This is a genomic window from Brevibacterium sp. SMBL_HHYL_HB1, from assembly GCF_018208375.1.
Classification (GTDB): Bacteria; Actinomycetota; Actinomycetes; order Actinomycetales; family Brevibacteriaceae; genus Brevibacterium; species Brevibacterium intestinavium.
Map to the genome: position 1 here is coordinate 1,051,881 of NZ_CP062936.1, position 12,967 is coordinate 1,064,847.

The window sequence follows — 12,967 nt, forward strand, 5'->3', positions numbered from 1 at the left end:
TCTCCGCAGCTACGTGCGCGGTACACGCAATCACCTTGTTCTCGATGCGTACAAGGTGGCTGGTTGTAGCCGGCTCTGGTTCTCACGGTTCTTGGCGGAGGGCGGTGGAGACGGTGTGGAGAGACCGGCACCAAGATTCCGGCAAGCCTCATGGTGGTCGCGGGCATGATGGATCAGACTGGAATGACGGATCCGACGAATCGAGGAGAATATGCGAACACTGCTCAACATCATCTGGTTCATCTTCAGCGGACTCTGGCTCGCCCTGGGATACTGGGCCGCCGGCATCATCTGCTGCATTCTCATCGTCACCATCCCCTGGGGCATCGCTTCCTTCCGAATCGGCAACTACGCACTGTGGCCGTTCGGACGCGAGGTCATCGAAACCAAGCCCGCCGGCATCGTGACGACGGTGGGCAATATCATCTGGCTCGTCGTCGCGGGAGTGTGGCTGGCCATCGGACACGTGGTGACGTCGATTCCGCTGTTCGTCTCGATCATCGGCATTCCGCTCGGCTGGGCGAACATCAAACTCATCCCCGTCTCGCTCATGCCCCTGGGCAAGAAGATCGTCAGCAGCGACTCCCTCATGCCCGGCTATCGCGGAGCACGTGCCTGAGCGCTCTGCTGCTGGAGCTCTTCGAGGGAGATCCGGCCCTTGCGCACTCCCCAGAGCACACGCCTGGTTCGCAGCAGCCGGGGCAGGGAGATGATGAGCAGACCGCCGAGCATGTTGAACACGATCACGATGCCGAACCACTGCAGGAACTGAGGGATCGAGACGTCGGCTCCTGCGAACATGGCAGCGAAGATGATGATCGCGTTGATCGCCCCGTGCAGCATCCCGAACCCGATGACGAGCAGTCCGGTGACCATGCAGACGATCGCCTTGACAACATCGTTCGATGTGCCCTGCTGCATGCGGGTGGCCAGCGTGATGGCCGCCCCGGCGAGGAGGGACAGAGCGATCATCACACTGAGTGAGGGCTGGTCGACATAGCTCTCCGCCATGTCTGCGAGCACCACATGGTAATCGGGCAGGCCGAGGACGATGAGCCACGCGAAGGCCGCCCCGCCCAGCAGATTGGTCACAAGCGTGACGACCCAGAGCCTGACGACCTGAAGCCAAGTGGCCTGTCCGGCGATGACGGCGTTGAGCGGGAGGAGGAACTCCTCGGTGAACAGTTCGGAGTGCGCGAGCTTGAGAGCGAGCAGGCCGATGCCGAAGGCCATGCCGGCGAGGATCTCGGAACCGGTGGCCTGTTTGACGAGGATCATCGCCAAGATTCCGAGACCGACGTCGATGCCGCCGAACAGCCCGGTGACGATGAGTTCCGGCCATTTCCGGTTGAGCCGTTTGGCGCCTTCCGTGACCGTGGCAGTCGCTTCATCGACCAGCTCGTCTTCCAGATCGAGGTCGTTCCTGCCCAGGCGCACGCGCTGCTCCTTCTGAGTCATTGGCCCAGTGTAAATTCCGCATCCGGGCGAACAGCTGGGATTCGACTGCGATGTCGCCGAGCATCGAGTGGGCGAGCCGCTCGCACCGGTGAGCGCGAAGCCCTTGCTCTGGAGAAAAGCGTTGAGACCGAATGTGAGCCGTTGACGGGGCTGGGTTCGGTCAGTGTTCGTGGTTGGTTGCGCGTGGTTGTGATGGTGGGGTTCGGGTTGGTGTCGTGGCTGGTCGGCGTCGGTGACGGTTGTCACAGGCGTGTGGACCCGGTTGGAGTTGCACGACGCTTCTGGTCTGGTCTAGAGTTATATCTCGTTGCCCCGCCGGGAACATGGTTCGAAGAACAGGGTTTCTGCCGGGTCTGACCAGGACGAGCACGGGTTCGGTCCGGGGTCGGTTCGGGTTGTGGGGTGGCGATATTTGATGCGGATGCTCCCAGTGTACGTGGCCTTGTGTGGGTTGCGGTGATGGGTGTGTGTTTGTGGTTTGAGAATCCAATAGCGTGTTTGTTTGAACTAGTTGTGATGCCAGAAATTGTTTGTTTTTCTGGTGAGACTATTTATTGGGCCAGCTTCGATCACCCCCGTGGTCGGGTTGGCTGTCTTGCTGGGATTCATTCTGCAACATAATTTTTTTATGGAGAGTTTGATCCTGGCTCAGGACGAACGCTGGCTGCGTGCTTAACACATGCAAGTCGAACGCTGAAGCCCTCAGCTTGCTGGGGGTGGATGAGTGGCGAACGGGTGAGTAACACGTGAGTAACCTGCCCCTGATTTCGGGATAAGCCCGGGAAACTGGGTCTAATACCGGATATGACCACCGGCCGCATGGTTGGTGGTGGAAAGTTTTTTCGATTGGGGATGGGCTCGCGGCCTATCAGTTTGTTGGTGGGGTAATGGCCTACCAAGGCGACGACGGGTAGCCGGCCTGAGAGGGCGACCGGCCACACTGGGACTGAGACACGGCCCAGACTCCTACGGAGGCAGCAGTGGGGAATATTGCACAATGGGGGAAACCCTGATGCAGCGACGCAGCGTGCGGGATGACGGCCTTCGGGTTGTAAACCGCTTTCAGCAGGGAAGAAGCCGTAAGGTGACGGTACCTGCAGAAGAAGTACCGGCTAACTACGTGCCAGCAGCCGCGGTAATACGTAGGGTACGAGCGTTGTCCGGAATTATTGGGCGTAAAGAGCTCGTAGGTGGTTGGTCACGTCTGCTGTGGAAACGCAACGCTTAACGTTGCGCGGGCAGTGGGTACGGGCTGACTAGAGTGCAGTAGGGGAGTCTGGAATTCCTGGTGTAGCGGTGAAATGCGCAGATATCAGGAGGAACACCGGTGGCGAAGGCGGGACTCTGGGCTGTGACTGACACTGAGGAGCGAAAGCATGGGGAGCGAACAGGATTAGATACCCTGGTAGTCCATGCCGTAAACGTTGGGCACTAGGTGTGGGGGACATTCCACGTTTTCCGCGCCGTAGCTAACGCATTAAGTGCCCCGCCTGGGGAGTACGGTCGCAAGGCTAAAACTCAAAGGAATTGACGGGGGCCCGCACAAGCGGCGGAGCATGCGGATTAATTCGATGCAACGCGAAGAACCTTACCAAGGCTTGACATACACCGGACACGCTTGGAAACAGGTGCTCCCTTTGGGGCTGGTGTACAGGTGGTGCATGGTTGTCGTCAGCTCGTGTCGTGAGATGTTGGGTTAAGTCCCGCAACGAGCGCAACCCTCGTTCTATGTTGCCAGCACGTGATGGTGGGAACTCATAGGAGACTGCCGGGGTCAACTCGGAGGAAGGTGGGGATGACGTCAAATCATCATGCCCTTTATGTCTTGGGCTTCACGCATGCTACAATGGCCGGTACAGAGAGAGGCGAGCCTGTGAGGGTGAGCGAATCCCTTTAAAGCCGGTCTCAGTTCGGATCGTAGTCTGCAATTCGACTACGTGAAGTCGGAGTCGCTAGTAATCGCAGATCAGCAACGCTGCGGTGAATACGTTCCCGGGCCTTGTACACACCGCCCGTCAAGTCACGAAAGTCGGTAACACCTGAAGCCGGTGGCCCAACCCTTGTGGAGGGGGCCGTCTAAGGTGGGACTGGTGATTGGGACTAAGTCGTAACAAGGTAGCCGTACCGGAAGGTGCGGCTGGATCACCTCCTTTCTAAGGAGCACACATCAGAACCCCAATTGATCACCCGTTCGTGGTGGTGTTGGGTGCTCATGGGTGGAACATCACAACTGCTTGCTCGTCGATGCTGCCTGGCTGGGGTTTCTGCCCCAGGGGGGTGGGTGTCGGGTGGGCTGGGACAGGCACGTTATTGGGTCCTGGAATCACAAGCCCTGTGTTGGGTGTGGTTTCTGCTGATAGACCGACCTGCCAGGTGGTGGTCACGGGTTCGTGGCTGCTGGTTGGTGGTGTTTGGTAGTGGTTTGAGAATCGTATAGTGGACGCGAGCATCAACAACATTTTTGTGTTGTTTATGTAATGTGATTTTCTTGTCATCGAATACGAGTGTGTTTGATACATTTCGCGCGCACATGGAGCTGACCCTTATGGGGTGGTGAGTGTGTGAGAGCGCATGGTGGATGCCTTGGCATCAGGAGCCGATGAAGGACGTGGAAATCTGCGATAAGCCTCGGGGAGCCGATAAACGGGCGTTGATCCGAGGATGTCCGAATGGGGAAACCCCGCCACTTGTGAGGGTGGTGACCCGTGCCTGAATGTATAGGGTGCGTGGGGGGAACGCGGGGAAGTGAAACATCTCAGTACCCGCAGGAAGAGAAAATAACAATGATTCCGGTAGTAGTGGCGAGCGAACCCGGAGGAGCCTAAACCCTTTCAGTGTCAAGCGTGCTGGTGTTGCTGTGGGGGTGTTGTGGGGCGTGCATGGTCCGGTTCAGCATGACTGGTCTGTGGTGGTGTTTGTGTAGTCGAACCTGGTGGGAAACAGGACCGGAGTGGGTGAGAGTCCCGTAGACGAAACATGGATGCTTCTGCAGTGTGCGTGTGCCCGAGTAGCACGGAACTCGTGGAATTTCGTGTGAATCTGCCAGGACCACCTGGTAAGGCTAAATACTTCCTGGTGACCGATAGCGGATAGTACCGTGAGGGAATGGTGAAAAGTACCCCGGGAGGGGAGTGAAAGAGTACCTGAAACCATGTGCTGACAATCCGTCAGAGCAGCCGTAGCAGCTGTGATGGCGTGCCTTTTGAAGAATGAGCCTGCGAGTTAGCGGTGCGTGGCGAGGTTAACCCGTTGTGGGGTAGTCGTAGCGAAAGCGAGTCCGAATAGGGCGATTTGAGTCGCGTGTCCTAGACCCGAAGCGGAGTGATCTAGCCATGGGCAGGGTGAAGCGTGTGTAAGAGCGCGTGGAGGCCCGCACCCACTTCAGTTGAAAATGGAGGGGATGACCTGTGGTTAGGGGTGAAAGGCCAATCAAACTCTGTGATAGCTGGTTCTCCCCGAAATGCATTTAGGTGCAGCGTTGCGTGGTTCTTGCTGGAGGTAGAGCTACTGGATGGCTGATGGGCCCTACCGGGTTACTGACGTCAACTAAACTCCGAATGCCAGTCAAGGTTGAGCGTGGCAGTGAGACAGTGGGGGATAAGCTTCATTGTCGAGAGGGAAACAGCCCAGACCATCAACTAAGGCCCCTAAGCGTGTGCTCAGTGGGAAAGGATGTTCAGTTGCGAAGACAACCAGGAGGTTGGCTTAGAAGCAGCCATCCTTGAAAGAGTGCGTAATAGCTCACTGGTCAAGTGATTGAGCGCCGATAATGTAGCGGGGCTAAGTACACCGCCGAAGTTGTGGCAGCACCACGGTCGCCGTAATGGTGTGGTGTTGGGTAGGGGAGCGTCGAGTCGCTGGTGAAGTCGCCGTGTGAACGAGTGGTGGAGGCGTCTCGAGTGAGAATGCAGGCATGAGTAGCGAAAGACGGGTGAGAAGCCCGTCCACCGGATGACCAAGGGTTCCAGGGCTAGGCTAATCCGCCCTGGGTAAGTCGGGACCTAAGGCGAGGCCGACAGGCGTAGTCGATGGATAACCAGTTGATATTCTGGTACCGACACACAACCGACAGTACCAAAACACATGAGACTAACCGTCCCAAACGCCCTGGGCATCTTCGGATGCCTGGTTTGGTGTGGGGTGGGACCTGAGTGTGGAGTCGGTAAGCGTGTGGTGTGACGCAGAAAGGTAGCCAGGCCGTGCGATGGTTGTCACGGTCTAAGGTTGTAGCACGTGGGGGTAGGCAAATCCGTCCCCACAGTAAGTGTGAGAGCTGATGGGCGCCCCACTGTCGGTGGGGTGATCTGGTGATCCTCTGCTGCCGAGAAAAGCATCGGCGTGAGGGTGTGTGTTGCCCGTACCCTATAACCGACACAGGTGGTCGAGTAGAGAATACTCAGGTGATCGAGAGAATCGTGGTTAAGGAACTCGGCAAAATGCCCCCGTAACTTCGGGAGAAGGGGGACCATCCCGGTGAACCCAACTGGCTTGGGGATGTGCTGGTGGTGGTCGCAGAGGCCAGAGAGAAGCGACTGTTTATTAAAAACACAGGTCCGTGCGAAGATGTAGTCGATGTATACGGACTGACGCCTGCCCGGTGCTGGAAGGTTAAGAGGACCCGTTAACAGGATTCGTTCTGTGAAGCGGAGAATTTAAGCCCCAGTAAACGGCGGTGGTAACTATAACCATCCTAAGGTAGCGAAATTCCTTGTCGGGTAAGTTCCGACCTGCACGAATGGCGTAACGACTTCTCTGCTGTCTCAACCACGAACTCGGCGAAATTGCATTACGAGTAAAGATGCTCGTTACGCGCAGCAGGACGGAAAGACCCCGAGACCTTCACTATAGTTTGGTATTGGGATTCGGTGTGGTTTGTGTAGGATAGGTGGAAGACTGGGAAGCCCTGACGCTAGTTGGGGTGGAGTCGATCGGTGAAATACCACTCTGACCATAGTGGATTCCTGAACTTCGGACCCTGATCGGGTTCAGGGACAGTGCCTGATGGGTAGTTTAACTGGGGCGGTTGCCTCCTAAAGAGTAACGGAGGCGCCCAAAGGTTCCCTCAGCCTGGTTGGCAATCAGGTGTCGAGTGTAAGTGCACAAGGGAGCTTGACTGTGAGACGGACGTGTCGAGCAGGAGCGAAAGCTGGGACTAGTGACCCGGCCATGGCTTGTGGAAGCGTGGTCGCTCAACGGATAAAAGGTACCTCGGGGATAACAGGCTGATCTTGCCCAAGAGTCCATATCGACGGCATGGTTTGGCACCTCGATGTCGGCTCGTCGCATCCTGGGGCTGGAGTCGGTCCCAAGGGTTGGGCTGTTCGCCCATTAAAGCGGTACGCGAGCTGGGTTTAGAACGTCGTGAGACAGTTCGGTCCCTATCCGCTGCGTGCGTAGGAAATTTGTGGAGGCCTGTCCTTAGTACGAGAGGACCGGGACGGACGAACCTCTGGTGTGCCAGTTGTTCCGCCAGGAGCATGGCTGGTTGGCTACGTTCGGGATGGATAACCGCTGAAAGCATCTAAGCGGGAAGCCTGCTCCGAGATGAGATTTCCAGCCCACATTTGTGTGGGGAGAGGTGTCCTATAGATGATGGGGTTGATAGGCCAGGTATGGAAGCGCAGTAATGTGTGGAGTTGACTGGTACTAATACACCGATCACTCATTGACCTTTTTGGGTTGGTGTGTGCGTGAGTGTGTGGTGTGCTCGTTGGTGGCAAGACCCCCTTTTGTGTGGGGTGGTTGCATTGTTTGTGGTGTTCGCGTTCGCTGTGCGGTTCTTGGACTGCTACCGCCCGTGAGTCCTCTTTTTTGTTGGGGGTGTGGGTGTGGTGGTCTGTTGGTTTTGCGGTGGTGATAGTGGTGGGGAAACGCCCGGTTAACCGTTCCGATCCCGGTAGCTAAGCCCATTCGCGCTGATGGTACTGCAACTTGGTGGTTGTGGGAGAGTAGGTGACTGCCGCATTTATTTTTGTGGGGAGGGCCCTGTTCGTGGTGGACGGGGCCCTTTCTTGTATTCATGGGCGGGGTTGTTGTCTGCCCCCTTTTGTGTCAAGGGCGGGGCAGCGCCGGGGCCTCTGCGGGCAGATCACCCCGGTCGACCGTGTCAGTCTTTGGGGCCTGAGTCGAGGTCGACTCTCAGGGATTGCCGTGAGATCCATCAGGCTCGGCGCGGTCTCGTTGGAAGACAGCGTTGCTGGTCACCGCGTGTAGATCCATTTGAGAGGCTGTGGCGGCGTCTTAGCTGTAATTCGGGTCACAGAAATGTAGTCTGGTGCTCACAGTCAACGGAAGGTACCGCTCATGCTCAACCGATTGCACGATACCCTCAGGCTCAGAACGAACCCGGCCATCTTCTTCTCCTCCGCCGCCGTGATCGTCATCTTCGTCCTCGGGACGATCTTCTTCACCGACGCTCTCGACTCGGCCGTCTCAGTGGCCTCGGACTGGCTGCTGACCAACCTCGGCTGGTTCTACATCCTCGGCGTCACTGTCTTCCTCGGCTTCCTCATCTACATCGCGGCCTCGCGGTACGGTCGAGCGAAGCTCGGGCCCGACGACGAACCGCCCGAACATTCGAACGGTGCCTGGTTCGCGATGCTCTTCGCCGCCGGCATCGGATCGATCCTCATGTTCTGGGGTGTGGCCGAACCCGTCAGCCACTTCGGGGATCCACCTCGGGGATCCTTGGGCATCGAGGCGGGGACCGCGGCCGCCGCCGTCGATGCGATGAACTTCCCCTACTACCACTTCACGTTGCACACGTGGACCATCTTCACGCTTCCGGCGCTGTGCTTCGCGTACTTCATCCACAAACGCAACCTGCCACCGCGGGTGAGCTCGATCTTTCAGCCCATCCTCGGCGAGAAGATCCACGGCCCCATCGGCAAGACGATCGACGTCGTCGCCATCATCGGCACCGTCTTCGGCATCGCCGTTTCGATCGGTCTGGGCACGCTGCAGATCAACGGCGGTCTCGCCCAGGTCGTCGGCGTCCCCGAGAACGCTCTGTGGCAGCTGATCATCATCGGCGTCGTCTGCGGACTGGCTACGATCTCAGTCTCGCTCGGCCTCGACAAAGGCATCAAGGTCCTGTCGAACCTCAACATCGTCGTGGCTGTGCTGCTGCTCGTCTTCATCGTCGTCTTCGGCCCGACCCTGTTCATGGCCAAGGGCGTTTTCGAATCCCTCGGCACCTATATCCAACAGCTGCCCGAACTCGCGCTGTGGAACGACACATTCGCCAACACCGGCTGGCAGAACACCTGGACGGTCTTCTATTGGGCGTGGACGATCACCTGGTCGCCGTTCGTCGGCATCTTCATCGCCCGCATCTCCCGCGGACGCACCATTCGCCAGTTCGTCATCGGCGTGCTCGCCATCCCCTCGGCCTTCTCAATCCTGTGGTTCGGCATCTTCGGCTACGCCTCCTTCGACATCGAGCTCAACCAGGGTGGGGGACTGGTCGACCGAGTCGTCGATCAGGGCGACATCCCCGGTGCGCTGTTCGCGTTCCTCGACCACTATCCGCTGGCCGGTCCGATATCGGTGATCGCGATCGTCCTTGTGGTCATCTTCTTCGTTACCTCGGTGGATTCCGCAGCTCTCGTCGTCGACACGATGAACAACGGCCACGAGGACTTCAACCCGCTGCCGCAGCGAATCTTCTGGGCTCTGGCCGTCGCGGTCGTCACCGCCACCCTGCTGGTCTTCTCCGGAACCGGCGGACTCGAAGCACTTCAGTCGACGATCATCCTCGTCGGCCTGCCGTTCTTCATCATCGCCTACTTCCAGATCTACGCACTCATGCGGGCCCTGCGCGAAGATGCCGGTGTGCTGCCGCGGGTGCGGATGCGCCGCTGGAAGAAGGTGCTGCCACCGGAGGAGGTCGAGCGCCGCAGCGCTGATGATGACGACTTCGGTCACGAGTACGACGAGGACGAGGAAATCGTCACTCGTCCTCAGGCGGAGGAACCCGCACCGGAGTTCCGTGATCCGTATATCGAGGCGCCGGCCCAGCGCAAGCAGCGACATGGCACCCTGGCCAGCCGCACCGGCAGCCGAAGTCGCAGTCAGGACGACTCCGCCGGCTGATCGGCAGAGAAACGCCGAAGGGGCTGATGCTTTCGCATCAGCCCCTTCGGCGACTGTGGGCGGCACCTGACAGCCAGTCAGTGCCCTGAAACAGTCAGTGCCCCGAGGAGGTCATGCGCCTGTCAGCGATGACCGTCCGAGTGCCTCACTGACCGGACTTGATCATCTCCGCGCACTTCTCGCCCATCATCATCACGGTGATGTTCGGGTTGACGGTGGTGATCTCCGGCATCGCCGAGGCATCGACGACGCGCAGCCGGTTGACGCCCTTGACCCTGAGCTGCGGATCCAGCGGCGACATCCTGTCATCGTCGGCACCCATGCGAGTCGTGCCCACCGGATGGTAGACGGTGTTGTGGGTGGCCTTGACGTAGTCGGCGATCTGCTCATCGGTTTGCACGTCCTGGCCGGGGAACAGCTCCTCACCGGCCCACTCGGACATGGCATCCTGGGAGACGATCTCACGGGCCTTCTTGATGCCGGCGACCATGACGCGGATGTCGTGGCCTTCGGCATCGGTGAAGTAGCGGGGATCGACCTTCGGCTTGTCACGGAAGTCCTTCGACCGCAGACGCACGGTGCCGCGCGACTTCGCATGCGTGACGTTCGGAGTCAGGCAGAAGGAGTTCTCCGAGGTCTTGTACCCCTGACGCAGGGTGTGCATATCGAAGGGCACCGAACCGTAGTGCATCATCAGATCCGGACGGTCGAGTCCTTCCTCGGTGGGGGAGAAGATCCCGATCTCCCACCACTGGGTCGAATCCTCGACCATCGGCTTCTTCGCTTCCCAGGAGATCACGGCCTCCGGGTGATCGCCGAGGTGCTCGCCGACTCCCGGCGAATCCACGCGGGTCTCGATGCCCACCTCGGCGAGGTGATCGGCCGGACCGATCCCTGAGAGCATGAGCAGCTGCGGGGTGTTGATGGCACCGGCGGAGACGATGACTTCCCGCTTCGCCTCGATGCGGTTGGTCTTGCCGAAGGCATTGTTGACCACGTGCACGGCCGTGCAGTTGTTGTCCTCGTCGAACTCGAGCTCCTTGGCCTGAGTGTCGGTGAGGATCGTGAGGTTCTCACGGTCGAGGATCGGATGCAGATAGGACACCGAGGACGATGAGCGGGTGCCGTCCGCCTTGCGGTTGACCTGGAAGAAGTTCGCGCCGTTGATGACGGTCTGCCCCTCGTTGAACTGCACACGCGGGATGCCCGCCTGCTCACAGGCGTCGAGGAGGGCGATGCCGCAGGGATCGACCGCCGGCACGTTCATCAGGCTCACCGGACCGTCATGGCCGTGGTGGTCACCGGGCAGCTCGTTGTTCTCGAGCTTCTTGTACAGCCCGAAGGTGTCCTTCGACCCCCAGCCGGTGGCCCCGTGCTTGGTCTCCCAGTCATCGAGGTCCTCCTTCGGGGCCCAGAAGGCGATGCAGGAGTTGTGCGAGGAGCACCCGCCGAGGACCTTCGCCCTGGCATGGCGCATGAACGAGTTGCCCTGCTCCTGCTCTTCGATCGGGTAGTCCCAGTCGAACCCGGACTCGAGGAGCTCCATCCACCGATTGAGCCGGAGGATGACATCCTCGCCGACGTCGGTCGGGCCGGCTTCGAGCAGCCCGACGCTGACCTCGGGATCCTCGCTCAGTCGCGCGGCGACCGCGGCTCCCGCGGAGCCACCGCCGACGACGACGTAGTCAAAGCTGTGAGTGGTCTTCACTGTCAGTTCTCCTTAATCTTCCGCTGTGCGTCTGCCGGGATCCCGTTCTCACTTCGAGTGGTCGGGAAACCATCCGGTGACGGCCGGTTCGAGGTTCTGGTAGATGTGCTTGGCCTCCTGGTACTCGGCCAGACCCGTGGGTCCGAGCTCGCGACCGAAGCCGGACTGCTTAAAGCCGCCCCATTCGGCCTGAGGCAGGTAGGGGTGGAAGTCGTTGATCCAGATGGTGCCGTGGCGCAGGCGCTGAGCGACCAGCTGGGTCTTGCCCGCATCCTGGCCCCACACGGCACCGGCGAGTCCGTAGTGGGTGTCGTTGGCGATCTCGATCGCCTCGTCGACGGTGGAGAACGTCTCAACGGTCACAACTGGACCGAAGGCCTCATCGGAGACCACGGACATGCCGCGCTTGACCTGGTCGAGGACCGTCGGCAGGTAGTAGAAGCCGTCGGCCAGCTCGCCCTCACCGTACTTGCCGCCGCAGCGCACACGTGCGCCCTCGGCCACGCCCTTCTCGACATAGGCGGCGACCTTCTCACGGTGGGCCGCGGAGATGAGCGGGCCGGCCTCGGCGTTCTCATCGAAGGGGCCGCCGAGGCGGATCTGCTGGGCACGTTCGACGAGCCGGTCGACGAACTCTTCGGCGATGGATTCCTCGACGATGAGTCGGGCACCGGCCGAGCACACCTGGCCGGAGTGGACGAAGGCGGCGTTGAGCGCATTGTCCAGGGCGGCGTCGAAATCGGCGTCGGCGAATACGACATTCGGGTTCTTCCCGCCGAGTTCGAGCGCGATCTTCTTGATCGTCGCCGAGGCGTTCTTCGCCAGCAGGCGGCCCGTGACCAGACCGCCGGTGAAGGAGACCATGTCGATGTCCTCGTGCGTCGACAGGGGAGCGCCGGCATCGGCGCCGGCTCCGAGGATGAGGTTGCCGACACCGGCGGGCAGCCCGAGTTCCTCGAGCACCTGCAGGGTCAGGATCGCGGTGTGCGGGGTCAGCTCTGCGGGCTTGAGGACGAAGGTGTTGCCCGCGGCGATGGCCGGAGCGATCTTCCACGCCGCCTGCAGCAGGGGGTAGTTCCACGGGGTGATGAGCGCACAGACGCCGACCGGTTCGTGGACGATCTTCGAGGCCACGGTGTCGGTTCCGGCGTCGACGACGCGGCCGGCATTGTTCGCAGCGAGCTTGCCGAAGTAGTCGAAGCAGTTCGCGATGTCGTCCATGTCGATCTGCGATTCGACGAAGCGCTTGCCGGTGTCCAGGGACTCGGCACGCGCGAATTCGTCCTTGCGCTCACGGAGGGTGGCGGCGAACTTCAGCAGCAGATCGCCGCGTTCGCTGGCCGGCACGGAGGACCAGACACCGGAGTCGAAGGCCCGGCGGGCCGCGGCGATCGCCAACTCGGTGTCGGCCGGGCTGGCCTCGTCGACCTCGGCGACGAAGCTGCCGTCGGCGGGGTTGTGGATCTTCCGGGTTCCACCGTTGACGGCCGAAACCCACTGACCGTCGATGAAGAGTGTGTTGGGCACGATATCTCCTATTCCTTGCTGGTCAACGACTGTGTGATCTGTGTTCAGCGCCTGCCGGCCGCACGGTTCGGCCGGCTGCTGCAGGGCTCGTCCGTCCGGGTGCTGCCTGTGTGCCTGCCCGGCGACTCATCGTCTTGTGGTCGGTGCGGCATGTGCTCGACGCGTGTGCTCCTGGGCAGC

General features: G+C 60.1%; 5 protein-coding genes and 3 rRNA genes. 5 read left to right on the forward strand and 3 right to left on the reverse strand.

The window, feature by feature from the left end:
* The first annotated feature begins 211 nt into the window (after positions 1-211).
* Positions 212-619: a YccF domain-containing protein gene (locus tag IG171_RS04925; RefSeq protein WP_212130302.1), complete on the forward strand. Its 408-nt coding sequence runs from the start codon at positions 212-214 to the stop codon at positions 617-619.
* Here IG171_RS04925 and IG171_RS04930 read toward each other — a convergent pair.
* Positions 598-1,458: a formate/nitrite transporter family protein gene (locus IG171_RS04930; RefSeq protein WP_212130303.1), complete on the reverse strand. Its 861-nt coding sequence runs from the start codon at positions 1,456-1,458 to the stop codon at positions 598-600. The two genes, IG171_RS04925 and IG171_RS04930, sit on opposite strands and share 22 nt — an antisense overlap.
* Before the next feature lie 625 nt (positions 1,459-2,083).
* On the opposite strand from IG171_RS04930, the gene IG171_RS04935 reads away from it, so the two are divergent.
* From IG171_RS04935 to IG171_RS04950, 4 genes are all read left to right on the forward strand, one after another.
* A 16S ribosomal RNA gene (locus tag IG171_RS04935) occupies positions 2,084-3,611 on the forward strand.
* A gap of 398 nt (positions 3,612-4,009) precedes the next feature.
* Positions 4,010-7,128, forward strand: a 23S ribosomal RNA gene (locus IG171_RS04940).
* Between the two features lie 176 nt (positions 7,129-7,304).
* A 5S ribosomal RNA gene (gene rrf, locus IG171_RS04945) occupies positions 7,305-7,423 on the forward strand.
* The 16S, 23S and 5S rRNA genes sit together here, the layout of an rRNA operon.
* Positions 7,424-7,761: 338 nt before the next feature.
* The gene (locus IG171_RS04950; RefSeq protein WP_212130305.1) at positions 7,762-9,552 is read left to right on the forward strand and encodes a BCCT family transporter; all 1,791 of its coding nucleotides are present in this window, start codon (positions 7,762-7,764) and stop codon (positions 9,550-9,552) included.
* 145 nt (positions 9,553-9,697) lie between these two features.
* Here the strand turns inward: IG171_RS04950 and IG171_RS04955 are convergent, their stop codons facing one another.
* On the reverse strand, positions 9,698-11,260 hold the full coding sequence (locus IG171_RS04955) for a GMC oxidoreductase (RefSeq protein WP_212130307.1): 1,563 nt from the start codon (positions 11,258-11,260) through the stop codon (positions 9,698-9,700).
* A 48-nt stretch (positions 11,261-11,308) separates the two neighbouring features.
* The gene (locus IG171_RS04960) at positions 11,309-12,787 is read right to left on the reverse strand and encodes an aldehyde dehydrogenase family protein (protein WP_212130308.1); all 1,479 of its coding nucleotides are present in this window, start codon (positions 12,785-12,787) and stop codon (positions 11,309-11,311) included.
* Between the last annotated feature and the right edge of the window lie 180 nt (positions 12,788-12,967).